Raw genomic sequence first — 26,359 nt, forward strand, 5'->3', positions numbered from 1 at the left:
CTTATTGAACTTTCCGGCTGACAATTTTCCGGTATTCAATTGGTGAAATGCCTTCAATTTGCTTAAAGAGCTTTGAAAAGTATGTCGGGTCCTCCATTCCAATCGTTTCCGCGATGACGCCCATTTTATCATTTGTCGAGGATAAAAGGCGCTTGGCTTCGGTCATTCTCACCCGATTTGTGTATTGGCCCGGCGTAACACCAAGCACTTGCTGCATGCAGCGGGTCACATAATCCTGATTATAGTGCAGGGCGAGCGACAGATCTTTAATTGTCGTTTTCTCCTTATAATGCTCCTGTAAGTATCGGGCCGCCTCCCATGCCACCCGCTCTTTTGCAGATGGAATTTGGAACGCCTCTTTTTGCAGGTGCAGCATCAATTCTTCAAACAAAATTTGTTTTCTGAGCGGCAAATCGGAGTTTTCTGCAGAATAATCAATAAGTCTTTCAAATTGCTGTGCCATAAATTGCGGGCGCTGCACCTTGCCTTTTCTCGGCAATGCAAGTCCGTAGCGGGCCGGTTCCTCGAAGCTCCCCTTTTCCTGCTGAAGCTCTGCCCAATTGCTGCCCCCTTTTGCGGTAAATTCGTATCTATGTTCATCAAAGTGAAGCCAATAATAGGAGGTCGCTTCATCACTGCCCTTTGTCCCATAGTGTTCAAGACCGGGAGAAAGCAAGATATATTCGCCCCCTTCAACGGAGAACGATTTTTCATTTTCAGTGATATATAACGTTCCCTGCTTGACGTATATCAGATCAAATACAGAGAAAACACGTTTGACATGAGTTTCTCCTTTTTTAAAAACACCTTCTCCGGCTGCAATAAATACCGGAAAAGGCGGGACTGTAAACAGGATGCGAGGCAATTTGATCATCCTCCTTTTTAAGTCGGATTTTTGCAAGAAGTATCGTTTCTCTCCCTTTTTATTATAAGGAAATGGAGGTACACTTTAAAACGTTGATTTTATTTACGAAAGGGGTTAGACACTATGAAACAAGCTGTCTTCAAATCAACTGCTTTGAAAAAACCCGCTGACAAATCGTTCTCATTATTTTCGCTTACTTGGCCGATCTTTATCGAGGTCTCATTATATATGTTTATGGGTAATGCTGATACACTGATGCTCAGCCAATACTCAGATAACAGTGTGGCGGCAGTCGGCGTCAGCAACCAGATTTTGAATTTAATTATCGTGATGTTCAGCTTTATCGCAACAGGTACAACTGTTGTCATCTCACAATTTTTAGGATCCCGGCAAAAGAAAGCGGCAATGGAAGTCGCTTATGTGTCAATCGGAGCCAACTTCTTCATCAGCCTTGCCATCAGCGTTCTCATCTTTTTTGCGGCAGTTCCTCTGCTTCAAATGATGGGGTTATCAAATGAGCTGATGCCTGACGCTAAAGTCTTTTTACAAGTTGTCGGAGGTCTGTCCTTTATTCAGGCTTTAATCATGACATTCAGCGCGATCTTAAAAAGCTACGGCCACACAAAGGATACAATGTTTGTCACAATCGGCATGAACATTTTAAACATTGCCGGAAACTTTGTTGTCATTTTCGGTCTGTTCGGCTTCCCTGTTCTCGGCGTTGCCGGTGTTGCCATGTCTACATCTATCGCACGTGTCATCGGATTAATCGCGATGATTGTCATTGTAAACAAACGCATTCAGCTGAAGATGTCGTTGAGAAAGGTATTTCATATGCATAAAGACCATTTGCGCAAGCTGCTGAAAATCGGCATTCCTTCAGCAGGCGAACAGCTTTCTTATAACCTTTCGCAAATGATTGTCACTTATTTTATTGCCATCATGGGTGCGCAGGCTTTAACAACCAAAGTGTATACGCAAAATATTACGATGTTTATTCTGCTCTTCGGGACTGCGATCAGCCAAGGCACACAAATTTTAATCGGCCGCTATATCGGCGGCAAACAGTTTGACGCCGCATATGAGCGCTGCATGAAAAGCTTGTATTGGGCGATCGGAATCGCTGCGGCCACATCTGTTCTGATGACAATCTTTTCAAAAGACCTTATCGGCATCTTTACGCAAAGCCCTGATATTATTGCCACTGCAAGCCTTTTGATTGCGATGACCATCATCCTTGAACCGGGCCGCTCGTTTAATGTGATTATCATTAACTCCCTGCGCGCCGCGGGGGATGCGAAATTCCCAGTCTACATGGCCATGATTTCCATGTGGGGCATCGGCCTTCCTCTTGCTTATCTATTCGGCATTCATCTCGGCTTCGGGCTTGCCGGTGTATGGATTTCTTTTATCGCGGATGAATGGGTCCGGGGAATCCTCATGTACAGAAGATGGCGCTCACGGATCTGGATTCAAAAAGGGATGGCGTAACACCCGGGCAGAACAAGCCGGGTGTTTTTTTTACAGTTTGGACAGAATCAGTTTTACTTCGCTGTCTGTTAAGGCGTGCTTTTGTTCAAAAACGTTGTACTGCTCCGCTCGGACTTTTTCCAGAATGGCTCGGTACAGCTGTGCTGCAGCTTTTACCGCTTTTTGAGAATACTGAGGGAAAAGCGACAGGGCATCCAGGCACTCTTCAAGGTAAGCCTCCGCTTCAAAAGCGATGTACTCCCACGTCATCGTGAACGCTTTATTGACGGTGCCTTTTTGAAGATCGGCCTCTGTATAGCCGAATTGCTGCATCACCTCGCGGGGAATGCAGTTTTTTTGGTGCTGATCTGTGCCGAGATTGTTTAAAATTTGAATCAGCTGTATGGCCAAGCCGAGAGAGACGGCTGCTTGTTTGAGCTGATCTTGATTTCGGCGCGTCAGCATCGGCAGCAGCATTAATCCCGCGTTTCCGCCCGTCTGATATGCACCCATGAGCAGTTCATCAAGGGTTTCATGCGTCTTCGGTTCTTCTTTCTTTGCGGCAAGGAATTCCCGAAAAGGCTCGCTGTCTAATCTAAATGTTTGATACGCATGATCAAACGCCTTCCACAAATCGTGTTTCCCGTTACTTGTTCTTTGAAAAACATGTTCAGCCTCAGCTTCGAATACAGGTAACGCCTCCTCGTCCGCACTGGCTGTCGTATGACAAAACGCCAACACTGCCCAAACAGCTTGTCTTTGCTTCAGCGGGAGAAATGAGAATGCTTTAAAACACGCTGGCGCGTATTCACTGACAATCTGTCCGCATTGCTGATAAGCTTCTTTTATCTCTTTCATTCCTATTCACTCCTATGTATTCACTTCTTCAAGTCTATTATGTTTTTTCGCAAATGTATATGAAGAAAAGGCCGATTCCTTTTTGCAGAATCGGCCTCTCTTTTAAGCTTCTTCAATATCAATTCGATACGCCTCAAACCATGTATGAATTTGGGCAAGATGGGCGATCAGCTGCGGTCCTTTCATCAGCTGTCCGTACCATGGGACCTGAAAGGAGGAGCCTTCCGTCTCTAAAAGCTGATCCAATTGTTTTCTGTCCAGCAGGGTATGGAGCACGGAGTCCTTTTGGCTCCTGATCGCTTTCAGCCACTCGCTGACTCCTTTTGTATATTCAGGATGGTGGGTTTTCGGATACGGGCTTTTTTTACGATATAAGATGTCATCAGGCAAAATGCCTTCAAGTGCTTTTCGCAGGATACCTTTTTCCCGGTTGTCATGCATTTTCATTTCCCATGGGATATTCCAGACGTATTCAACGAGCCGATGATCAGCAAACGGCACCCGCACCTCAAGGCTCGCTCCCATGCTCATGCGATCCTTACGATCCAAAAGATTGGTCATAAACCATAGCATATTCAAATAGAACAGCTGCCTTCTCGCTTTATCCTCACCTGTTTCACCGTCTAATAACGGTGTTTCGGCCAAGGTTTCTTCGTATTTTGCATATACGTATTCTTTCAAATTCAATTTTTTCTGCCACGAATCGGAGAGGAGCTTCATCCGCTCTTCTGTCGATCTCATCCACGGAAAACCGGACTCAACGTCTGCTGTATGGAACCAGGGATAACCGCCGAAAATCTCATCCGCGCATTCTCCTGACAGGCTGACGACAAAGTCCTTTTTGATTTCACGGCAAAACCACAAGAGAGACGAGTCGACATCAGCCATTCCCGGCAGGTCTTTGACCAGAACGGCTTCCTCCAAATGATCGACGAGATCTTTTTGGCTGATGACACATTTATGGTGCGTCGTGCCGAAGGCCTCTGTCATTTTTTCAATCCACGGCCCGTCGTCATTCGGCTGAAAGGCGCTCGCCTGAAAAAATTTATCGTTTTCTTCGTAATCAATCGAATAAGTATGAAGCGGGGCTTTTCCTTCCTTTTCAAAATGACCTGCGGCAATGGCGGTAATGGCACTCGAATCAAGTCCGCCGGATAGGAACGTACAAACCGGAACATCCGACACAAGCTGCCGCGTCACCGCATCCTGAAACAATGATCTCACATTGGCCACACTGTCTTCAAAGCTGTCCGTATGTTTCTCGCTTTTGACATTCCAATAACGCCATATGTTCAGACCGTCTTTAGAAAACGTCAGCGCGTGGGCCGGCCGGACTTCTTTTATGCCTTTAAACACGCCTGTACCCGGAGTTCTGGACGGTCCAAGCCCGAAAATTTCCGAGAGACCCGTTCTGTCCACCCGCGCTTTCACCTCGGGGTGTGCGAGGATGGCTTTGAGTTCCGATCCGAAGAGAAAAGAAGAGCCTTGCTCCGTATAAAAAAACGGCTTCACGCCAAGACGGTCCCTCGCCGCAAACAGCAAATCACGCTTTTCATCCCACACGGCGAAGGCGAAAATGCCGTTCAAGCGATCTACACAATCCTCCTGCCATTCAATGTAGCTGTGCAGCAATACCTCGGTATCAGACGTCCGCTCGAACTGATGACCCCGCGCCCGCAGCTCTTTGCGCAGATCTTCCGTGTTATACAGCTCACCATTGTAAATAATTGTGTACGTATCCCCTTTATAGGTGCATGCCATCGGCTGGCGTCCGCCTTCAATATCGACAACCGCAAGCCTTTTATGTCCGAATAAAACATGGTGCTCTCCCCAAACGTTAGAATCATCAGGCCCCCGTTTGGAAAGAGTGTCTGTCATTCTGTTCATCGTTTGTTTTTCTTGGACGAGCTGCTTTTTAAAGTCGACCCAACCCGTAATTCCACACATGTGATATCAGCTCCAATCCCGTTTCTATCGGTATCAAATTCGTTTCTTTCAGCACCTTAGTAAGTTTATGCATCTATAGACAGATAGTTGATTTGTCCACAAAAGAGTTGTATGGGACAGGCTTGTATTGGAAAGAAAAGAGAGGAACGAAGAAAAAAGGAGAGCACTTCATTTATGAAACGAAAACAATTTCTATATAAAGATGAACAGAAATGGGAATACGGCACCATTCTGATCGAAGACGGCATATGCTTAATTGAAAACCAGGAAGGTGATGTGCTGCTGGCGGAAAGTCTTCAAAACAGACCGATCTGGATTCAGCGTGAAGGGAAGTGGGAGCTGGCCGGCTTCCAGAACAAATTGGTTCTGACATGCTGCGGAGAGGATATCTCCCTTTCCGGCGGAGAATGCATACGCTATGAAAAATCGGTCAAACGTCCGCTCATGGCGCTTCTGGATTCGCTGGATGATGAGACCTTTCTCGCTTTTTTGCAGCATTTGCACAGCTTTGGTTTATCGATATTCGATTGCGTGTTTTCTTATAATAAAGATGTCTTTTTAGATATCTCAGAGGAGCAGGGTGTTTCCTTTTATCACTTCTCAAACGACACGGCCCAATGCGCGCTGCAGCACCATTACAGCAAAGGAGCGGCTGGCGACCGGTTCGAATGGACGGCTTCCGATGGAAAGCGCTCCATTATGTATTCAGCGGTTCAGCGGGGACGCAAATAAAAAAGCGGTGCTTCGGCACCGCTTTTTCTTTATTTTTCCACAACAACCTTTACAGCCTTGCTTTCTTTTTTATCCGTATCAGCTGCCGTGACGTACAGCACCGTCCCGGCTTTTTGTTTTTTGATTTTTACCGTAAAGGCCCCTTTGGCGTCAGCTTTACCAGAAGCGATCACTTTTTTCGATTTGTCTTTCACTTTGATCACTGCTTTGCTGTTCGCCGTGCCTTTTACTGCTGTGTCTTTCGTTTTGACAGCCTTTACTTTCGGTGTGCCGGATGGTTTTCCTTTCACGACAACCACTTGTAAGGATGTTTTTGCATCGCCTTTAGAGGCTTTCACATGCAGGACTTTATCTTGTTTCTGAGTCGGGATGCTGACTTTGAATGCACCGTCTTTTCCCGCTTTGGCACTGCCGAGTTTTTTCTTGCCGCTCATCACCTCGATCAGCGTGCCTTCCTTCGCTTTTCCTCTGACGGCTGTTTGCGTGCTTTCCAGCTTATTGACCTTCACCTGTAAATCAACAGCACTGACAGCCTGCATCACATTCAGCCGGCCGTATCCGGAATGCCAGTCAACGCCTGGGATGCGGGGAATTTCAATTGGATCGCCATTATCGTCATACATTTCCTCTTCTCCGCCGTCGGCGCTTTCAAAGGAAATATCATCCGCTGTCTTTTTCAGAATATCCTCCACTTCTGTTCTTTTAAGCTTCGGATTTTGTGCAAACAGCAGTCCTGCCGCAGCCGCCGCATAAGGTGTCGCCATGGACGTTCCGCTCATGTACGTCACATTTCCGTTCGGCACCAAGCTCGGGATATCAGAACCCGGCGCACTGATGTCGAGACCTTTCCCGTAGTTAGAGAAGTCTGCTGTCATATCCATACGGTTCGTCGCTCCGACCGACATGACATATTTAGAGGAAGCTGGATAAGATAAGGAATTGGCTCCGTCGTTTCCGCTGGCTGCCGCAATCAGGACGTTTTTGTCAGCCGCGTATTTCAAAGCAAATTCAAGCACGCGACTGTAGCCTCCGCCTAAGCTTAAGTTAATGACCTTTGCTCCTTTGTCAGCTGCGTATTTGATGCCGAGGGCAATTTGTTCAGTATCTCCGGAGCCTGTGGAATCAAGCACTTTTACCGGGATAATTTTCGCTTTGGCATTTAATCCAGTCATAGAATAGCCATTATCGCTTTGGGCGGCAATAATGCCTGCGACGTGTGTCCCATGCCCCTGATCATCCATTGCATTGTTATTCCGTCCGACAAAATTATGCCCGAGATCGGTTCTTACTTTCCCTTTTAAATCAGCAAGCGTACTGTCTACACCTGTGTCCACAACCGCAATCAATGTATCATTCAGTTTGCGCTTAGACAGCAATGTGCTGGCAGGCTCGTATTTGACATCCGCATTTTTGATGCCGCCGTTTTCACCGTTGTTTCTAAGCGGCCACTGATAGGAGTACTGAACATCGTTAGACAGGCTTTTGTATTCCTGCACAGGTTCCGCAAACTCTACGTTAGACATCTTGGATAATGTCGCGGCAGCGCTTTTCACGCGTTTTGCGCTTGCCGTGTATGTCCCGCTTTGCTTTTGATCCTTCGGTAGTTCAAAAGAGTACAGGTTGTCAAACAGTTTCTTTGCCTTTTTCACATTAGAAATGTCTTTTTTCGATTGCGCGCTGGCAGTAAAGCCCTTCATTTCGTTATGTACGGATGAGAGGCTTTTATTATTCTTCACCTTGAAAATGACCTTTGTTGTCTGAACTTCGCTTTTTGCCGCAATCTTGTTTTCTGTTAAAATTGCTCCTGCTGTTTTGCCTTGCAGCTGCTTGATATTTAATCGTTCCGCCTGTTTCTTCATCTCCTCTTTAAGGAAAGACGGGACTGATTGTAAAGCTGTATCGTAAAGCCGATTGATCGCTTTTTGATCCTTTTCAGTCATCTTATATGAAGAAGAAGCTCCGTTTTCTGACACATCCTCAAACAGTGGCTTTAATGTGACAAGGTCCTGATAGATTTCATTTCTTGCTGTTTTATTGAGTGCTAGCTTTGCCACGATAAACGGCGCCGCTTTGTAGTAAAGGCTTGTCAGTTCTTTGCCTTCTGCTGTTTGGCTCAGCTGCTCATCACGAATCGTTCTCAGCTTGTCCAGGATGCTTTTTCCCGATTTTTTCTGATCGACACTCATTTCCACCGGGCAGGCTTCTTCCTCTTCCAGATCTGACGGCTGCTTTTTGGTGCCTGTATATCCAATCGTATATTTGGCTTCCTCAGCTGCTTCGGCCGTTCCGCCGTCCTCTGGTTCTTCTTCTCCGAGGTATTCAACTTTTACATAGTAAGGACCGCTCCACGCGTATGGAAAAACAATTTCACTTTTTCCATCCTCTGCTGTGTAGGAACGGTACATGTCAAACGTCTCATCCTTAAGCGCTTTTTCCTTGCTTGGGTAGACAGATACATTCAGAACAGCATCACTCTTAACAGTCAATGCCATATGAGAGTCTTTCTGAATATCTGCCTTTCCCGGATTCACTTGATACCATTTCGCCTGTTCCGGTTCCTTCATGGTTCCTGTTTGTTCCTTGCCTTTTTCCAGCACACCGGCTACATCAATGGTTCCGGCAGCTGCTGCTTTGGTGCCTGGAGAAAAAAGGCTGAAGATCAGTGCGAAAATTAGCACTGTCGCCAAAAAAGAGCTGAATTTTCTTCGTTTCATGTTATCCCTCCTGTAAAATAATGAATCTTTTTGAAATGTATCATAATTTCATAGGCCGAGATACCGCTTACAGGGAATTTTAAGGTTATTTTAAATGATTTGGAATATCAGGGGGGAACCATACAAAAAAACCCGACTCTCTTAGAACCGGGTTCAAGCTTTTTCTATTAAAATAATCGGAATCCAATCGGCAGATGAAGACCGAGCAGCACTGTCAGCACAAGGACAATGATAAAGCCGATCCATAGGCCTCCAGTTGATTTTTCTTTTTTCTTGCGGATGAGGAGCATTTCCATCAGGCCGATGGTGATAATGCCAAGAATCATTTTCCCGGCGTATTCTCCATTCCAGTTGGCGAAACGGACAAACAGCTCAGCTCCTGTCAAAATAATAAGGATATAGAATAGCCGCAGAATCATATGAGTGATTTTTGCGCCCTTCGCACTTCCTGACGAATAGAGCGAGTAGCTGACGAAAAGCAGAATCAGCGCCACCACCCATGTCGTAATATGTAGATGTGTCATACAGGTTCCCCCTATCAGATAAATTACCCCACTTATAGTACCATGAACTTGTCCTTTGCCACAAAGATGATCCACAGAAAAAGCGGGCGGTTCCTGTGCCGCCCCCCTTATGATTAGCCGATTTGATTTGACAGCGTTCCGATGGGTTCAATCGTGATGTCGATTTGATCGCCTCGCCGCAGAAATTTCGGCGGTGTAAAGCCTTTACCTACACCGGACGGCGTGCCGGTCGCAATGATGTCTCCCGCTTCAAGCGTCATCCCCATTGAAAGGGTTTCGATTAATTCCGCGACAGAGAAAATCATATCGCTTGCCGAGCCGGATTGGCGCAGCTCGCCGTTGACCCTCGTTTCAACCTTAAGGCGCTCCGGATCGGGAATTAACGATTTATGTACAAGCACAGGTCCCATCGGACATGTCGTATCCAAACTTTTTCCGATAAAAAACTGTTTATGTCTTTTTTGCAGATCCCGCGCCGTGATGTCATTCACAATCGTATATCCGAAAATATGGTCATATGCGTCTTCTTTTGATATGCGGGTGCCGCTTTTTCCGATGACGACAGCAAGCTCTCCTTCATAATCAAGCTGAGAGGTGACCTCTTCATGGCTGTTCACCGTATCACCATGACCTGTGATTGTTACAGGCGATTTGGTAAATACCATCGGATGCTCCGGAATGTCAGCCTCACTGCCCATTTCAATTGCGTGATCTCTATAGTTTTTGCCGATACACATGATATTTTTTGACGGCTTAGGAATAGGCGCATGGAGCTTCACGTCAGATAATGAGTAAATAAATGATCCAAGCTCATCATTCGGTTTCTTTGCCCACTCTGCCAGCTGCCTTGCATGCGCAACAAATTTATCCCCTTCTGCGATACATTCAATCAGCGATCCCGGAATCGTCTCAAGTTCAAACAGTTTTTTTTCAGCCCTTTGCAAATCCATAATTTTATCATCTTCAATGATCAGGCCGACAAACATTCGGTTGTAAAGTTCCCCTGTCGCAAATTTCATGTTATTCCTCCATCATCTTTTAAATCAGAGTTCTACTTCAGTTATTCTCTGTCGAATGCTGAAATTCCTTTTTATCAAATGCGTGTTTTCATTCCCGTTTCGGGACTGGCTCGCTGTACATATCATACAAATGGCGTCTGAAGAGGAGGAAAGAATATGGAAAGCATACATTTATTTTTTCGTCGGCAGCAGCTTAACAGAACGGGGACTGCCAAGGGACTGATGTTGACAGACAGAACCGTTTCTCCCATTCTTCTCACACAGCGTGACACCCTGCAAAAGGCGTCCTATGAAATAAACTGTGAACAGTCTCCGCTCAGCGAAAAAAAGTTTTTTCTGAATGCAGAACAAGATGATCCTTCACTGATGCGGCGCAGGCTTGCTTATTGTTTTTTTCATCAACTTGGCGTCGCTTCCCATGATGCTTCCTACATCTTCCTGATCATCAATGGTCAAAGAGAAGGCATTTATTTAAAAATTGATGCGCTCGATATGAATCGCCGGCATCCGAAAGGAGCCATTTATGAAGTGAAGGATACCGATCCAAGGGTTCCGCTGTCTGTTTTCAAACACGAAGCTTCCATTGAAAACAAACAACGGACCGCATACTTACGTGAATTTCTCACGCTGATCTGCACAGCGGAGGATGAAGAATTTGCCGAACGAATTAAAATGTATCTTGATGTAAAGCTGTTTTTTCTGTGGCTGATCGGCAGCGTCTGCACCCGCCAAGCCTTTTATTACGGCTTTTGTTTGAACGAGTCCGGCCGCTTTCACATAGCTCCCATGGAAACAAAAACGCTTGCCGCATACGGATTTACTGAAGAGGACCCTCTATTGACAAACGGCCGTACACTTGCGTCAAGACTTCTCTCCATTCCAGCTTTCCGGGCACAATATCACACACTCATGAAAAATGTGCTGAGCCGGGAATTTACGATCGACCGTCTGTCTCCGTTTATCAGAGACTGGCTTTTTGACATTTGTCAAAGAGCAGGCGATGATCCTCACATAAAAAAAAGCCCCTTACAGTTAGAAAAGGAACAAGCAAATATCCTGCACGAAATCGAAGAGCGGCAGGACTTTTTACAAATACATCTGGCAAGACTATAGTCCTTTCTCAACCATAGCAAGTCAAAAAGACCGCAGCAAAAATTGTCGCTTTTTTAGTCAAATTGACGAAAGGCAACCTTTTCAGCCAAAATAGGTTATACTATCTATATCCTGTATGCACCACAATAAAATCTAGAATTGGAGATTGTTTCATGAACAGAAAAATTGAAGAACTGAGAGTTATGCTAATTAAAACAGCACAAAAATACGGTATGAATTCAAAAGAAACGATTCAATGCAGCCAAGAGCTCGACAGTCTGCTCAATATTCGAATTAAAGAAGAAATCACCTCTTGGGGGCAAAACGCCCGTGTGTGATCATATGATATGTATCCAAAGGCTTCCCGCATCACCCGCCGCATATTGCTGAGCAACATCCTGAGACACGCCTCTGGGCGAGAATTTGCCGCCTGAAAACAGAACTTGAACAATTCAGCAGATCCTTTCTGGATCAGCATGAAACATCACGGCAGATAATACTCCAGCAACACGAATTACTCCGAAAGACATTTCCTGTACCTCTATTGCCCATACACCAACGCAAAACAGTATACAATCACGCAGGCGGACAGCGGCACCATTGCCGCATTTCCGCTTGGCCTTATACAATAATCAGCTTCTGAAATGTTTAAGCCTTCACCCGAAAAAAACAAACAGATTTTTTATAATCTCTCCGACATGTCCCCATTTAATTTTCTCTCACACAAATGTGCGTATGTCATAAGCTATCGTGAATAGCCCAGCAGAAATAAATCTTGTCCTTATTTCACCTGCCTTTTTTCAATTTAACAACAAAGGATGTGCTCGTATGCCGGCAATTGTCGGAGCGTTTAAAATTAATGCGGTCGGTACGAGCGGAGTCGTTCACATCGGAGACTGCATTACCATTTCTCCTCAAGCTGAGGTCAGAACGTTTGCCGGGGCAGGCAGCTTTAATACCGGTGACGGCCTTAAGGTGATGAATTATAAAAACGCAACGAATGTGTACGACAATGATGTGGTTGATCAGCCGATCGCAGGCAATGCGTAAAGGAGTGATGCTTCATGAATTTTTATATCAATCAAACCATTCAAATTAACTATCTCCGGCTGGAATCCATCAGCAACTCCTCCATTCTGCAAATCGGAAGCGCCGGATCTATTAAATCGCTTTCTAACCTGTACAATACAGGCAGCTATGTAGAAGCGGCTCCCGAGGTTTCCGCTCAGGGGCAGCCAGTCGAATTACAGGAGCCCGATACAGGTTCATTGGTTCCGCTCCAGCCTCCTGGCCGTTAATCATATGAAAGAGGTGAAAGACATGTATGATCAATCTGTTTCCTCTTACTTGCAAAACTTGAATTCCTTCGTTCAGCAGCAGGCGCTGCATATTCAGCAGCTCGAACGGCAGCTGAAAGAGATGCAAACTGAAATGAATACCATGAAACAGCGGCCGGCCACAACTATTGAGCGTGTGGAATATAAATTTGATCAGCTGAAAATCGAACGTCTCGATGGCACGCTGAATATCGGTTTAAATCCGACAGACCCGAACAGCGTTCAAAACTTTGAAGTGAGCCAGACCACACCTGAAATCGGAATGATGCAGCAGGAAGAGAGCGCCCAGCTCATGCAGCAAATCCGGCAGAACGTCGACATGTACTTAACCGAGGAAATCCCTTCTGTTTTGGAGCAGCTAGAAAACCAATATGACAGCAGGCTTGACGATACAAATCGGCATCATGTCATTGAGGACATCAGAAAACAAATAGACAGCCGAATTCACTATTATATGTCTCATATTAAAAAAGAAGAAAACATACCGCCCAAACAATATGCGGAACATATTGCTGAGCATGTAAAGCGTGATGTGATCCGTGCTGTGGAACATTTTCTCGAACATATCCCCTCCGAGATGAAAGGAGATGAGCAAGCATGATCTTTACCGTCGTCAACCGCAGCCTCGAAGTCGGAGATATCCGAATGAATGGTGTATCCAGTTCCTCTGTTTTCCACATTGGAGACGCAGAATCCATCTATTTATCTTCCATTTTCGATACGCCGCCTGAATCTCTTATTATCGGTCCATTTGCTCCGCTGCCGTCGAATCATGCTTAAGCGTCTATCCCACATCAGACAGATTAAATTTAACTCTCTCGGTATCGCAAGCGTATTTCAAGCAGGCGATACAAACGAAATCGATATGAAAATAAAAGTGCTCGCTGTTCAGCGCTCGCTTTCAACGTTTTATGAAAATGAAGGCTCATTTAATAGAAAGGATTATCCCATTTTTGAGCAGCACGCTGTGAAGCTTCTTCCGGAAACGGGCGTGCAAACCGCTTTTTGCCATGAGGTGCCTGTCATTCATGTCCGCAACATCAAAATTCAAGGGGTCTCATCCTCTTCCGTTTTTCATGCAGGCTCAGCTTCGGTCGTACGCGGTGACGCGCGGATTAAACATATCCGGCAGATTATTCCTCCAAACTCACAATCGTCCGGCACGGGCATATAATAAACAGAGACTTCTATAAAGGGTGTCGTGTATGCCAGCAATTGTCGGGCCTATAGCTATCAATTCCATATCGGGCGGAGTCGTAAACTTTGGTGATTCCTTTTACCTTTCTCCGAAAAGCTCTTCAAAATCTGCGCTCGGTTCGGGAGCAGGAAACACGGGAGATTTCCTTCTATTAAACAACGCAGTCAACGCGACAAATTATATAGACCCCGATGTCAGCGATCAGGATATGGTTGGAAACGGATAAAAAGCAGCCGCTCTGCAAAGAGAGGGCTGCTTTTTATTTTTTCTTTTTCCGTTCATTGGACTTCTTTGTTTTAATCAGCTTTTCAGGCGGCTGTTTTCTGATCCATTTGACAAACCGGGCAAGCTTCGGATCACTTCTGAGCTCTTCAATTCCGGACAGTCGAACTGCCAGTTCCTGATTTGTATACAAGGCATGGATCTGTTTATGGCAAGGGATGCAAAGCACCGCAGTCGGCAGGAACGTACCGCCTTCTTCCTTCGGTGTGAGATGGTGCTCTGTCAGCTGGACATCGCTCCGGCCGCATAGCTCACATATCCCGACAGTCTGTTTTGCCACATCCGCGTCCCCCTTACATCATCTCGAGTGTTACCCTTGTGCCGCGTCCGCTAGGTTCCGCCGGATGTACGATCAGCTTTTTCGGAAGCCGTGCCCGCAGTTCCTGCACATGGCTGATCACGCCGACAGACAGATTGTCTGACTGCAGTTTTTCCAAGGCAGTGACAACCGTATCTAGCAGATCTTGGTCAAGCGTTCCAAACCCTTCATCCAAGAAAAAGAACTGCAGCGGGTATTCACCGCGAAGCTGGATCTGCGCAGAAAGTGCGAGAGCAAGAGAAAGCGAGGTAAGGAAGGTCTCCCCTCCCGACAAGCTTGATACCGGGCGCTTGACGCCTCCATTGGCATCATCCCGCATCACAAATCCGCCTTCTGAATCCACTTCAATAGCGTAACGCTGTCTTGTCAGCACGCCGAGACGTGCTGACGCATCCCTTGCAACACTTTCAAGCTGTTCCTCAGCTAAAAATTCGACGAACGTGTTGCCTTTAAACACTGCTTGAAGCTTGTCCAGCCTGTCGATATGGGTCTGCCATTTCTTCAGCTCAGCCTCAATTTCATTGAAACGTTTGTGTTGGTCGCGGATCACAGCCAGTGCTTTAGCCGCTGCCCCTTTTTCTTCCAAAGCACTCCCGAATGCCTCCTCGGCTTTTTTTAATGACGTGACGGTTTCGTTCCATTCACTCTCGGATAAGGATCTGCCTGCAAGCTTATCAGACACACGTTTTAAGTTTGCGGCATTTTGCTTACATTTATCCAAAAACTGGTCAATACTGCCTTTGATCTTTTCAAGCTCATCAGCTGGGATGAGGCTGTGTTCTACCTCGTCAGCCCGGACAAAGCGGGTGCTTTTCGCATGTTCAAGCCAATCCGCTTCCGCTTTTTTCAACCTATCTTCCGCTTCCTTAAGTGTATGCTCGCTTGCTGAAGCGCGGCTTTTTGCCTGATTGAGCATCATTTGGGCGCTTTGCAGCTCTTCATATAGAGATTGCTCTTTTTCTTTTAAACACTTCAGGTCCTGCTGAACTGAGCGGAGCTTCGCTTGGATAGAATCCTCTTTTACATAGTCCCCGAGTTCCTTCTTATAATCTGCTATGGCGCTCTTCGCCTGTTCTGCGGCATAGTGAAGTTCCAGCTTTTCCCTTTCAAGCTGATGGCTCGATTCCCGCAGTTGTTCCTTCTGTGACTCATGCTCAGAAAGAAAAGCGATGCTTCGTTCAATTCGTTTCTCGCATTCTTCCGCGGCCCGGTCCTTTTCTTCAATGTCTTGCTGCCATTTTTCCGCTTCATCCAGAGATTGGCCTTCAAATGATTCATGAAACATCTTCTGCTGGCTGTCCATCGAGGACTGAAGCTCTGCTATTATGCTGCCAATACGGTCAGCCTCTCTTTTTTCATAACTCATTCTTTCGTTTAGCTGCTCGGCTTTTTTTAATGATTCCTGATATGTGCCGATCATTTGGGTCATTCTTGTTTTGACTGACAGGATGTCCTGTTTGATTTGCTTCCATTCTATTTTTGCGGCATGAAATGCTTCCTGCACCGGCTGATTCTCGTAGGAAGCAGCTGCCTCAAGGGTCGGCGCTTGAATCGATTTCAAAAACGGACACTGCTCGAGAAAGCGGGCGGACTGCTCTTCAAGTGTGATTTTGGCAGAAAGAATCTCCTGACTGAGCGCCGCCGCTGCTGACAGCAAATCTTCTGTCTGTTTGATTTCTGCTTCAACATTGTGATCCGGCTCATATGTCCCATGTGCTGAGGCAGACGGATCATGATCAGTTGAACCGCAAACCGGGCAAGGTTTTCCGGCCATCAGTTTTTCCGATAACTCCTTGGTAAGTGCCGCCATTCTTGCTTTCTCACGCTGAGTGTGAAGTGTGTGTTGTCTCTGTTTTGCTTGATCAGCAGTTCGCGTGAGTGATCGTTCCGTCTCACAGACCATATGATACACGGCTTGAACAGCCTCATATGCCTGTATGATTTTACTTTCTTCCGCTTCAGCCTTTTGTACGAGTGTGTTCTTTTCCTCGTTCATTTTCTGTAATACAAGGTTCAATGCATCAATGCGTTTTTTCTCTTTTGCTAGCTGCTCCTCAGTCTGTCTGATCCGCAAAGCCATTTCAGCGGCCTGCTTGCATCTTTTCCGCTCATCAGTGGTTACCTGCAAGGTTTTGAGCTGCTGCTTTAATTCAGCCTGTCTGTTTTGCCCCCTTGTAAGACGGTCTGTTACGGTTTCTAATTCCCTCATGACAGATTGAAGATTTTCGGCCTTCTGCTGAAGTTCAGCCTGTTTGCGCTCTGCCTCCTGCTGGGCCTCTCTCCATTTGATTTCGATCTCCTGCAAGCGGAAGAGCTGTTCCTGCTCAGCTAAACGCTCTGGCTCTTTCTCGCTTTTATGCCGGCGCCACGCTTCATATTCTTCATTCTTTTGCTGAAAGAAAGCGGTGCGTTCTGTTAACTCCTTTTGGGCAAGCACTTCTTCCCTCGCAGCCTTCTCCTCATGCTGTACCGCTTCCAAGTACCGGTCCGCATACGGCTTTAGAGCGGCTGCTGTTTCCGCTTCCGCCAAGCGTTTTTGCATGCTGTCGACATGCGGCTTTTCCTCTTCAAGCCGCTTTTTCTCTGCTTCATAAACGTTTTTTTCCTTTTGGTCATTCCAAATCTCTCGATGCTCAGCAAACCGGTCTTTTACTAGATCACGATTCTTCCGCGCTGATTCCAGTTTGGCTTCCGCTTGTTCAAGCGCTTGTTCAGCTTGTTCAACCGCTTCTGAACTCGCCTCGCCGAGACCCGATTGCTCTGCAAGCATTTCGTTCTTTTTCGCATTGGCTTCCTGCGCCTGCCGTCTCAGCTTTTTCACAAGGCGGTCTCCATACTGCTCCAAATTGAATAAACGCTGAAGCATATGCCTGCGTTCCGCCCCTTTTAAAGACAGAAATTCAGCAAACTTCCCTTGCGGCAGCACAACCGCTCTTGTAAAGTCATCGATGGTCAGCCCTAAGAGCTCCTCGACTCTTTTGTTCACTTCATTGGCCTTATCAGCAAGCACGGTTTGTTCATCCTTGATCTCAATAAAACGGCAAAGCGCTGTTTTCACCTTCATTTCATCCGTTCTCTTAAACACACGCTCGACTTTGTAAGAGGTTTGATGATTCGTCTGAAGCGCAAAGGTAAAGGAAACAGTCAGCGAATCTTCCGCATGGTTTAAGATCCCGTGCGTATTGTTCGCCGCCCGCTCTACCTTTCCATATAAAGCAAGGGTCATGGCGTCAAGGATCGAGGATTTACCGCTTCCTGTCGGCCCGAAAATACCGAAGACACCTGCACCGGAAAGGCTGTCAAAATCTATCGTCTGCTCCTCCCTAAAGCTGTGGAGCCCTTTTATCGTTAAGGCGATCGGCTTCATCTTGCTTCCTCCTCATCTTCTGCGCCTGATGCAAGCTCTAAAAACAGCTTTACCATTTCAGCATCCGGCACTGCGCCGCCTGTCTGTTTTTCATAAAATTTCTTAAAACGGTCTTCGATGGACACATGCTTAACCTCGATCCGTTCGCGCTCAATGTTTTGTTCTTCAAAGACCGGCCTGATATGGACGAAACCCGGATGTGCTTTTCTGAGCCTGTGAATGTCTTCAAGTGACAGCTGGTCCGTTACACAGATTTCAAGATCAATCCAGGCATTCTGATCTTTGCCTTCATCGAGCCAGCTGTATACCTCGCTTAGTCCATTTTCCGCTTTCCATTTTACAAGAGACTTGCCGCTTGATAATAAAACCTCATGCCAAGAGGCTTCTTCGCCCGGCTTTGCGTCTACAATGGTCACCGATTTGGCGTAGCCTGCCTCAGAAAAGCTATAGGCCAGCGGAGATCCAGAATACCGCGCGAGCGTCCTCGCCCGTTTGATTGTTTGCGGGCGATGCAAATGGCCGAGCGCCACGTAAGCGGCCTCCTCCGGCAGGCTTTCAGCGGCCACCGTATAAGCGCCGCCGACTTCAATCGGCCGCTCCGAGTCCGTTTGGTTGCCGCCCGCAACATAAATATGGCTGGCGGCAATCTTTACGGCGTCTTTTCGGAAGCGGCTTGTGATCTGCTCAAATGCCTGCCTGATTTTCACGTCATAGTGATCACGGAGAAGTTTCTCCTCAAATGTATCGGAAAGAACTTCGTTTAACCTTGCCTCAGACGGGTATGCCAGCGCTCCGACAGCCAAAAGCTCCCCTGCTGAGGGCACTTCTATATGAAGCGGTTCAGTTGTCGGATAGCCGATTAAATAAATGCCATTCTCATGTGTCAGCGGTGAAGCAGCGGACAATCTGTCAGGATTATCATGGTTTCCGGCAATGACAACGATCGGGCGCTTTCCTCTGTCACTGAGAGCGGACAGGCTTTCATAAAATAACTGCTCGGCTAAAGCCGGCGGGTTCACGGTATCAAACGCGTCCCCCGCCATCACAATGGCGTCGATCTGCTCTTCCTTTACGATTGTATTCAGTTCATCCAATACATCCGCCTGTTCACTCAGCCTGCTTCTTCCTTCAAGGGTTTTTCCAAGATGCCAGTCAGCCGTATGTAAAATCCGCAAATGTGTTCACCTCTCTTTTGTATAGAAAACGAGATCCGCTCCGTCTGAATTCCCGGAGCCTATGGATCTCGTTATAAAGTCAGAATGTGCCCTCCGTCAAAGAAATAAAGCGCACACCCTTTTACCTTCGTTTGAGCAATTTGTTCAACGGCCCTTGTGTACAGCTGAATTTGCGTTTCATATCTCTTTTTCAGGATCGGGGCTGCTCCTTCAAAGCCGTGCTGGAATTTCCCCTCAATCCGGTCTGTTTTATAGTCCAGCAAATATAAGCCGTCCTCTGTTTCGTAGAGACAATCAATGATCCCCTGCACCAATAGCGGCTCATCCGCCTCTTTCGCATCAGGATAAATCTCTTTTGCCGGAAGCGCCAAACTGAATGGAACTTCACGGTCCTTCCATTTAGCGCCGATCAGTTTTTCGCCAATTTCCGTATGGAAAAATTGAACGATTTCCTCAATATCGATAGCGGATTGCTGTTCTTCGGTGAGCAGCTCTTTTTCATAAAGATGCTGCACTGTCCGCTCCGCTTCTTCTGTCGTCGGCACATGTGTCAGCGAAATATGCTGCATGACCGTATGCATAGCTGTTCCTTTCTCTGCTGCTGTCAGGCCTTTTTTCATCATGAAAGCCGGGCGTCTGTACAGAATGCTTCCATCAGCCGGTGTAACGGGTGCCCGTCCGCTGTATTCGTCCTCGTACTCTCTTCTTCTCTTAATCTCAGACACAGACTGCTTCGTACGAATTTGTGTCACCTCGTGATGCGAATACTTCCAGGCCAGCCGCTCGCGAGCTTTTTCCTCATATGCAAACGGGCCGGGAACCGGTTCCCCGCGGCGGATTGCTTCAAGACGTTCGCTTTTTTCTTCCAATCTCTCTTCCAGCTCATCATCAAGCAGATCATATGAATGGATCATTTGAATAGCAAAGCGGGCCGGATGGCCTGATATATCAGAAACCGCTGCCGCACCGCCCTCAGCCAAAGACTCCAAGTCTCTGTGTCTGACAAGAGCAGGTCCGATGAAATCCAAATACGTTTTCGCCTGATAGCGGTCAAATTCCGGCAGAAGCCAGTCAGCTTGGGATGCGGATGCCTGCCATTTTGCCAGCTGTTTCTGATGATCCTTGCATGAGCCTACAAGAAACAGCTTCTCCTTTGCCCGCGTTAAAGCAACATAGAGCACACGCAATTCCTCAGACAGCAGCTCCCTGCGCATTTTTTTCTTCATCGCGATGAGCGGAAGCGTCGGATAGCTGATGCGCCATTCAGGATGGATAAATTTCGTGCCAAACCCAAGCTCCTTGTCCAGCAGATAGGATTTGTTGAGATCCATCATGTTGAAATTCCGGCCAAGTCCCGCTGTGAAGACGACTGGAAATTCGAGCCCTTTGCTGCTGTGAATGGTCATTAAGCGGACAACATCCTCCTGTTCGCTTAACGCTCTCGCCGTTCCCAGGTCATCGCCGCGTTCCTGCATGCGTTCGATAAACCTCAAGAAGCGAAACAGGCCGCGAAATGCCGTCGATTCATATTGGCGTGCCCGGTCATAGAGGACGCGCAAGTTAGCCTGCCTCTGTTTTCCGCCCGGCATTCCGCCAACATAATCCATATACTTTGTGTCGCGGTACACTTCCCAGATCAGCTCGGACACCGAATGGTTTTTCGAAAATGCGCGCCATTTTTGCAAATGTCCGTAAAACGTTTGCAGCTTTTGATAAAGCTCATCGTTTCGGTCGCCGGCTGCCAGATAGTCTTTCATTGCTTCATAGTACGGCGCTTTTTTGTTTTCAAGCCGGATCAAAGACAGTTCGTTCTCGTCAGCACCGACAATCGGTGAACGCAGAACGGAAGCAAGCGGAATATCCTGATACGGGTTATCAATCACCTTCAGGACAGAAAGCACCACAGATACTTCCACCGCATCAAAGTAGCCTGATGTTAAATTGGCGTAAACCGGTATGCCCTGAGCTCTCAGCTCTTCCATGATTTGCGGCGCCCACGGCATGGATCGCAGTAAAATCACAATATCGCGGTATTGAATATTGCGGTGTGTCTTCGTTTTCCCGTCATATACCTTAAATGGCGATGAGATCAGCTTGCGTATTTCCTTGGCAATCGCTTTTGCCTCGAACTGTACCGTTTCCAGCTCTTCCGCTTCCTCTCCTGCGTCCGTCTCCTCGGACTTGTCAATCAGCAGCAATTCTGTTTCCGTTTCATTGTTTTCCGGATACGCCGCGCCGAGTTTCAGTTCAGCCTGTGCATCATAATCGACCTCGCCGATTTTGCCGCCCATCAGCTGTTTGAACAAAAAGTTTGTGCTGTCTAAAATATCAGCCCTGCTTCGAAAGTTTTTGTTCAAGTCGATTTTCCGGCCCGTACCTTCTCCGCTCTCTGTAAACCGTTTGTACTTGGACAGAAAAAGGAGCGGCTCCGCAAGCCTGAATCGATAAATCGACTGCTTGACATCTCCTACCATAAACAGGTTTCCTTTCTCTTCCGGCCCGCTTGTGACGAGCTGAAGAATGGATTCCTGCACCAGGTTGGTATCCTGATATTCATCGACGAGCACCTCATGAAACTGCTCCTGATAAAATCTTGCCGCCTCACTTGGTTCACGTTCACCCTTTTCGTTCACAGCCGTCAAGATGGACAGGCAATAATGCTCCAAATCAGAAAAATCAATGAGCGATTTCTCCTGTTTTGCGGTTTCAAACCGTTTCCCGTAGCTGATGACAAGCTGTACGAGTGTTTCAATGACAGGCCTCATGTCAGCCAAACTTTTCAAATGCTGCTCGGGGCTTCTGGTGAAGTAATCGGTTTTGAGTTTTTCAAGGAGTTTTTTGGCGCCATTTCTCAAGTCTGTCGCTTCATCAAGCAAGACGGGGTCAAACTCGTCCCCTTTCACCGCTTTTGCACGCTTAAAGGAGACAGCGGGCACGCGCTTATAAAGTTCATTGAAGTCATTCTGATGCTGAATCAGGTCATTTATCTGCGCGAGATCATCGAGAAAATTTTCAGCGCGCGGCGCAGGTCCGCCCGGCGCTTTTGTCAGCTCAAGAGCACGCTGAAGCTTTTCCTTTGCTCCGTCCAGCACCATCGCAATATCTTCTTTGACATATGGATAAAACGGCAGTTCCTCGATCGCGCTCTTTTCTGTTACATCATACAAATGAACAAAGCTTTTCAGCCATGTTTCCGGATCCGGGTGGGAACGAGAATACTCATACACCTGTTTCACGAGATATTGCAGATCTAAGTCATGCCGGTCAGTTGTGTATCGGTCGACAAGCTCAAAAAACGCCTTATCGCCCTTTGCATATTCATCCTCGAACAGCTCATCAAGCACCTCGTCCCCGAGAAGTTCGCCTTCTGTCTGATCAGCAATCCGAAAGCCCGGATCAAGATCAATCAGATAGTAATATTTTTTCAGCACCTGCAGGCAAAACGAATGAAGCGTTGAAATGCTGGCCCGGTTTAATAGAGACAGCTGGCGTCGGATATGCAGCGAACCTGGGCGTTTTACCAGCTCTTTTTCCAGTGCATCCGCAATCCGGTGTTTCATCTCTGCAGCTGAGGCGTTTGTAAAGGTGACAACAAGAAGACGGTCTACATCGATCGGATGTTCTTCCGCCGTGATTTTTCGGATCATTCTTTCCACAAGAACAGCGGTTTTACCGGATCCTGCCGCCGCTGCCACAAGGATATCCTGGCCGGTTGAGACGATGGCATTCCACTGGTCATCTGTCCATGTACTGTCTGCCGGTTTAGGAATGTTCATTGCCATCAGCCTCCTTCTTTATCCAATCAAGTACCGTCTTGTCCTTTTCGGCCTTTAACTGACGATACTCGTTTTCTTCTAATGATTCATCAAATTGGCATACTGATTTAAACGCACAGTATGTGCAAGGTGTCTTGTTCTTCATTTTATACGGCTCAATGGATACGCGCCCGTCAGTGATTTGCTCGCCTGCTTCTTGAAAGGTGCGGCGCACATGCTTCGTCAACAGCTCAAATTCTTTTTCACCGACTGCTGCTGAATCCGATCTGAGAGAGCCGTCTTTCTTCAAGCCCGCATTGATGATATTTGATCTTCCTTCTGAAAGGGTTGTATCCATGAGGCGAATCGCCTCCTGATCACCGAGGAGGAGGCCCTTCATCTTAAATTTCTTAAAAATTTCCTGTTCAATCTCATCAAGTCCAAGCGGAAGATTCGATTGTATCATCGGGTCATGAATATGGAAGTACAGAACCCCGGCCGGCGTGGCTTTCATTCCTAGCCAGTCTAACGAATGTGTAATCGATAAATCCAGATACGTCAGCATTTGCAGCGCAAGTCCGTAATACACTTCCGCCAAGTCAAGGCCTTTATCACTGGATTTATAATCGACAATCCGGAGGAGCAGGCCTTTAGAGCTTTCCGCTTTATCCACGCGGTCAATCCGCCCGACGAGCTCCATCGTACAGCCGTTTTTCAGCTTAAAGGTAAGCGGCGGGAGCGGGCCCTTTCCGCCAAAGCCCAACTCAAGCCCGATCGGCACGAATCCGCTCGCTTTCGCATGCTCGCTTAAAATGCCGGACACGCGTGTCACAATTTTTTGCAGTTTTTCCTTCACGTAATAATGCCGGTTTGAACTGAGCAGAATTTCTTTTTGCAGCTTCGGTGCCAGCCGCTCGACCGCGTCATACGAAAACAGCTCGCACTGCTCCTTCGTTAGGTCGCGCCAATCTATTTTTTGCTCGCGCAGCCGGTCTGAAATCAGTTTTAAACTCGAATGAAAGAGCTGCCCGATATCCGGTGCTTCAAGCTTGAAAAATTGACGTTCCTTTAGATGCAGCCCGTGGGACGCAAAATGGGAGAACGGACAAGCGTTAAAGGTTTCCATCCTCGACACGCTCCCTTGAATACGTTCACCATAGAGCTGTCTCGATACAGAACGTTCAAGCTGCTTGACTTCATTGCGGAAAAACAGGCTTGAGAAAAGCTTTTTCGACTCCAGCCTGTCAGGTTCATTCATCAGCTCATTGTACGCGCTCCACCAGACGTCGCTGATCTCATATTCCCTCGTCCATAATCTGAGCTGGCTAGCGGTGTATGATTGCGCCACGCTTTTATTGACAAGATACATAAGCTGTTCCTCATCGCTGACCTGCTCCGGTTCATTTGTCAATAGACGCTCGCGATGCTGCGGAAACAGTTCTTCCAGCCGCTTGATGACAATCGACGGCAAAAGCGTTTTTCCTTCCGCATCAGCAATCGGATACGTCACATAAAGGCGGTCAGATGGGCTAGAAAGCGCCATATAGATCAGGAAATGCTCATCAAGCAGACGCTCCCGCCCGCCGGAAGAAAGCTCAATACCTATCGTCTTCAGCCACTCACGATCATCATCCGACAGCACGCCATTTTCATCAGGGCGAGCCGGCAGGACGCCGTCGTTTGCCCCAACCACAAAGGTACATGAGGTACCATATATTCTGGATAAATCCATATTGCCGACAAACACCTGATCAAGCGCCGGAGGAATGAGAGAGAATGTCAGCGACTCTGCACCGGTTTCCATCATCTGCTGAAACAAATCAAGAGAAATTTCATCTTCGCCCATCATTTCCACAAACTCCTCAAGCAGCTGAATGACAGCGTCCCATGCCTGCTGATGCTGCTGTGCTTCAATGATTCTGCCGTCTTCCTCAGCCCGCTGTCTTTCCTGATCCAGCTTCAGCGGCACATCCGTCTCTTCTAAATAACGGTAAAGCGCCTCCGCCTTCTCTTGAACCGTTTTTGCTTTTTTCATTCGTTTCTGCAGCTGGAACAGCTGCGGAACAATCCAATCGCGCGTGTCATTCAGCATGTTTTCCATTTCAATTTCTTGATCGGTCTGCACAAATTCATCATCTAGCGACACAAAACGTCTGTAATGGAAACGGTCGCCCTTTGTCCAGCGATCGCCTTTGATGCCGTAAGCGATACAGTAATTCTCCAGCTGATCAACCTGCTCTCTTACCTTGGCCTTCGGCTGGTTAAGCGGGAATAACAGTTCGGTTTTCACGCAGCGGAACACCGCTTCATAACGCCAATTTCCCTTTAATACGTCAAGGCTTGACCGGATAAACTCCACTAACGGGTGGTTCAGCATAGACGTTTTCCCGTCAATAAAATAAGGAATCTCGTAATCTGCGAATACTTCCTTGACCATATCCTTGTAGTCTTCCGGCAGACGCGCTAAAATCGCCACATCCTTGTAACGGTAGCCCTTCTCTCTGACAAGACTATGGATTTCCCGGGCAATACCTTCCAGTTCTGCCCGTCTGTTTGCGGCCTGCATCACGGTAAAAGCCTCTTGTTTCTCAGCAAACGGAATAACCGGACGCGCTTCATACTGTGCTTCCAAATGGGCTAATTCCGGTGCGCGCTTGTGCCGCTTTGATTCATCAAGCTCTTTATAGGTGATGTCCAGATTCAGTTCCTTCGCCGTCTGGTGCAGGCGATAATACGTTTTTCCCGTCATTCTGAACAGATCAAGTTCCTGCGGCTCCCTTTCATGTGACGGCTTGTCCGCTGTGAGTGAAAACGTGATATGCTCTGCCTGAAGCATAAGCTGCTCTAACACCCTGAATTCCTGCGGTGTAAACTGATAAAATCCGTCTACATAGACATGTGCCCCTTTCAAATCTTCCGCCTGCGGGATATGCTCTGCCAATAGTGTCAAATAATCCTCAGAATGAAGATACTGACCTTCAAGACTTTTTTCCATCTGCTGGTACAGGATCGATAAATCATGAAGCTTTTCAGATAAAACACGTTCCCCTCGATACTCGGAAGCTGTTCCGCTATCCGCCATCCGGCGAATATCTTCCGGTTCCAGACAGTATCTCTTAAACTCAGTCAGCATCCGTTCTACCTGTGCGGTAAAACCGCTTTTGTCACTTGCTTTTTGATAGACTTTAAACTCCTGTTTGTGCTCTTGAATGAGCTTCCGCAGGAGCATCTGTACGCCCGTGCTCGTAAGAAACGGCCTGCTCATTCCTCCCGTATGCTGGAGGACGCGCCAGGCCAGTCGTGAAAAGCTGAAAACTTGAGCACGAATCATGCCGCCCGTATCAGGCGTTTTAGCAAGCTCGTATTCCATTAAAAACGTCATTTGATCCGGGACTAGAAAAATGATCGGTTTCCCGAATGGAGCCCGGCGCAGTTCATCTTGAATGCTGTCGATGATCAGCTTCGTTTTTCCACTCCCGGACCTGCCTACTAAAAACTCTGCTCCCAAATTAGAAGACCCCTCTCTTTTTATCTGTTTATATTTTATCGAACATTGACGAAAATGACCAATCTGATCTATTGGTAAAAACGGCCTTTTCACTTATAAAAAGCTGATTTTCTCCGAACATGTGTCCTGGCCTCACATATACTTTTACAGAAGCCCAATTCCTTAAGAATGAAGTTGAACTCCTAGTATTACAATCC

General features: G+C 47.1%; 20 protein-coding genes and 1 pseudogene. 10 read left to right on the forward strand and 11 right to left on the reverse strand.

The window, feature by feature from the left end:
• Position 1: 1 nt before the first annotated feature.
• Positions 2 to 865 (reverse strand): AraC family transcriptional regulator, encoded by an 864-nt coding sequence (locus tag V6D42_RS09095; RefSeq protein ID WP_010333682.1) that lies wholly within the window; start codon positions 863 to 865, stop codon positions 2 to 4.
• Positions 866 to 988: 123 nt separating this feature from the next.
• Between V6D42_RS09095 and V6D42_RS09100 the strand changes: the two genes are divergently transcribed.
• Positions 989 to 2,356: an MATE family efflux transporter gene (locus V6D42_RS09100; protein ID WP_333512996.1), complete on the forward strand. Its 1,368-nt coding sequence runs from the start codon at positions 989 to 991 to the stop codon at positions 2,354 to 2,356.
• Between the two features lie 30 nt (positions 2,357 to 2,386).
• On the opposite strand, the pseudogene V6D42_RS09105 reads toward V6D42_RS09100, so the two are convergent.
• Both V6D42_RS09105 and asnB read right to left on the reverse strand, forming a co-directional pair.
• Positions 2,387 to 3,213, reverse strand: a pseudogene (locus V6D42_RS09105) (phytoene/squalene synthase family protein).
• An 82-nt stretch (positions 3,214 to 3,295) separates the two neighbouring features.
• Positions 3,296 to 5,140 carry an asparagine synthase (glutamine-hydrolyzing) gene (gene asnB, locus V6D42_RS09110; protein ID WP_268504839.1) on the reverse strand — a complete coding sequence of 615 codons (1,845 nt, stop codon included), beginning with the start codon at positions 5,138 to 5,140 and terminating at the stop codon, positions 3,296 to 3,298.
• A 174-nt stretch (positions 5,141 to 5,314) separates the two neighbouring features.
• Here asnB and V6D42_RS09115 point away from each other — a divergent pair, with 174 nt between their 5' ends.
• Complete coding sequence (locus tag V6D42_RS09115; RefSeq protein ID WP_333512997.1) at positions 5,315 to 5,872, forward strand: DUF2777 domain-containing protein; 558 nt, start codon at positions 5,315 to 5,317, stop codon at positions 5,870 to 5,872.
• A gap of 29 nt (positions 5,873 to 5,901) precedes the next feature.
• Here the strand turns inward: V6D42_RS09115 and V6D42_RS09120 are convergent, their stop codons facing one another.
• From V6D42_RS09120 to V6D42_RS09130, 3 genes are all read right to left on the reverse strand, one after another.
• On the reverse strand, positions 5,902 to 8,586 hold the full coding sequence (locus V6D42_RS09120) for a peptidase S8 (RefSeq protein WP_333512998.1): 2,685 nt from the start codon (positions 8,584 to 8,586) through the stop codon (positions 5,902 to 5,904).
• 167 nt (positions 8,587 to 8,753) lie between these two features.
• Positions 8,754 to 9,110, reverse strand: a complete 357-nt coding sequence (locus tag V6D42_RS09125) for a YisL family protein (RefSeq protein ID WP_010333676.1) — start codon at positions 9,108 to 9,110, stop codon at positions 8,754 to 8,756.
• A gap of 113 nt (positions 9,111 to 9,223) precedes the next feature.
• Positions 9,224 to 10,129, reverse strand: a complete 906-nt coding sequence (locus V6D42_RS09130; protein WP_333512999.1) for a fumarylacetoacetate hydrolase family protein — start codon at positions 10,127 to 10,129, stop codon at positions 9,224 to 9,226.
• Positions 10,130 to 10,285: 156 nt separating this feature from the next.
• Between V6D42_RS09130 and V6D42_RS09135 the strand changes: the two genes are divergently transcribed.
• The 8 genes from V6D42_RS09135 to V6D42_RS09170 all read left to right on the forward strand — a co-directional run bounded on the left by V6D42_RS09135 (position 10,286) and on the right by V6D42_RS09170 (position 13,982).
• Positions 10,286 to 11,242, forward strand: a complete 957-nt coding sequence (locus tag V6D42_RS09135) for a CotH kinase family protein (protein WP_333513000.1) — start codon at positions 10,286 to 10,288, stop codon at positions 11,240 to 11,242.
• A 152-nt stretch (positions 11,243 to 11,394) separates the two neighbouring features.
• Positions 11,395 to 11,559, forward strand: a complete 165-nt coding sequence (locus V6D42_RS09140; protein ID WP_010333673.1) for an aspartyl-phosphate phosphatase Spo0E family protein — start codon at positions 11,395 to 11,397, stop codon at positions 11,557 to 11,559.
• A 490-nt stretch (positions 11,560 to 12,049) separates the two neighbouring features.
• Positions 12,050 to 12,271, forward strand: coding sequence for a spore germination protein (locus V6D42_RS09145; RefSeq protein ID WP_168747372.1), 222 nt, complete (start codon positions 12,050 to 12,052; stop codon positions 12,269 to 12,271).
• Between the two features lie 14 nt (positions 12,272 to 12,285).
• Complete coding sequence (locus V6D42_RS09150; protein WP_003224438.1) at positions 12,286 to 12,519, forward strand: spore germination protein GerPB; 234 nt, start codon at positions 12,286 to 12,288, stop codon at positions 12,517 to 12,519.
• 22 nt (positions 12,520 to 12,541) lie between these two features.
• Positions 12,542 to 13,159 (forward strand): spore germination protein GerPC, encoded by a 618-nt coding sequence (locus V6D42_RS09155; protein WP_333513001.1) that lies wholly within the window; start codon positions 12,542 to 12,544, stop codon positions 13,157 to 13,159.
• The gene (gene gerPD / locus V6D42_RS09160) at positions 13,156 to 13,338 is read left to right on the forward strand and encodes a spore germination protein GerPD (protein WP_010333669.1); all 183 of its coding nucleotides are present in this window, start codon (positions 13,156 to 13,158) and stop codon (positions 13,336 to 13,338) included. Before V6D42_RS09155 ends, gerPD begins: the two co-directional genes overlap by 4 nt.
• Entirely contained in the window at positions 13,331 to 13,732 is a 402-nt protein-coding gene (locus V6D42_RS09165) for a spore germination protein GerPE (RefSeq protein ID WP_268447685.1), read from the forward strand. The genes gerPD and V6D42_RS09165 overlap by 8 nt, the downstream gene beginning before the upstream one ends.
• Before the next feature lie 31 nt (positions 13,733 to 13,763).
• Positions 13,764 to 13,982: a spore germination protein gene (locus tag V6D42_RS09170; protein ID WP_010333667.1), complete on the forward strand. Its 219-nt coding sequence runs from the start codon at positions 13,764 to 13,766 to the stop codon at positions 13,980 to 13,982.
• Positions 13,983 to 14,015: 33 nt separating this feature from the next.
• On the opposite strand, the gene V6D42_RS09175 is transcribed toward V6D42_RS09170, so the two are convergent.
• From V6D42_RS09175 to addB, 5 genes are all read right to left on the reverse strand, one after another.
• Positions 14,016 to 14,318, reverse strand: coding sequence for an HNH endonuclease (locus V6D42_RS09175; RefSeq protein ID WP_333513002.1), 303 nt, complete (start codon positions 14,316 to 14,318; stop codon positions 14,016 to 14,018).
• 13 nt (positions 14,319 to 14,331) lie between these two features.
• Positions 14,332 to 17,724 (reverse strand): exonuclease subunit SbcC, encoded by a 3,393-nt coding sequence (gene sbcC, locus V6D42_RS09180; RefSeq protein WP_333513003.1) that lies wholly within the window; start codon positions 17,722 to 17,724, stop codon positions 14,332 to 14,334.
• On the reverse strand, positions 17,721 to 18,899 hold the full coding sequence (sbcD, locus tag V6D42_RS09185) for an exonuclease subunit SbcD (RefSeq protein WP_333513004.1): 1,179 nt from the start codon (positions 18,897 to 18,899) through the stop codon (positions 17,721 to 17,723). Before sbcD ends, sbcC begins: the two co-directional genes overlap by 4 nt.
• A gap of 71 nt (positions 18,900 to 18,970) precedes the next feature.
• The gene (gene addA, locus V6D42_RS09190) at positions 18,971 to 22,675 is read right to left on the reverse strand and encodes a helicase-exonuclease AddAB subunit AddA (protein WP_333513005.1); all 3,705 of its coding nucleotides are present in this window, start codon (positions 22,673 to 22,675) and stop codon (positions 18,971 to 18,973) included.
• Positions 22,662 to 26,162 (reverse strand): helicase-exonuclease AddAB subunit AddB, encoded by a 3,501-nt coding sequence (gene addB, locus V6D42_RS09195; RefSeq protein ID WP_333513006.1) that lies wholly within the window; start codon positions 26,160 to 26,162, stop codon positions 22,662 to 22,664. Before addB ends, addA begins: the two co-directional genes overlap by 14 nt.
• Between the last annotated feature and the right edge of the window lie 197 nt (positions 26,163 to 26,359).

Source organism: Bacillus sp. 0909A, assembly GCF_036765115.1.
GTDB classification, from domain to species: domain Bacteria; phylum Bacillota; class Bacilli; order Bacillales; family Bacillaceae; genus Bacillus; species Bacillus mojavensis.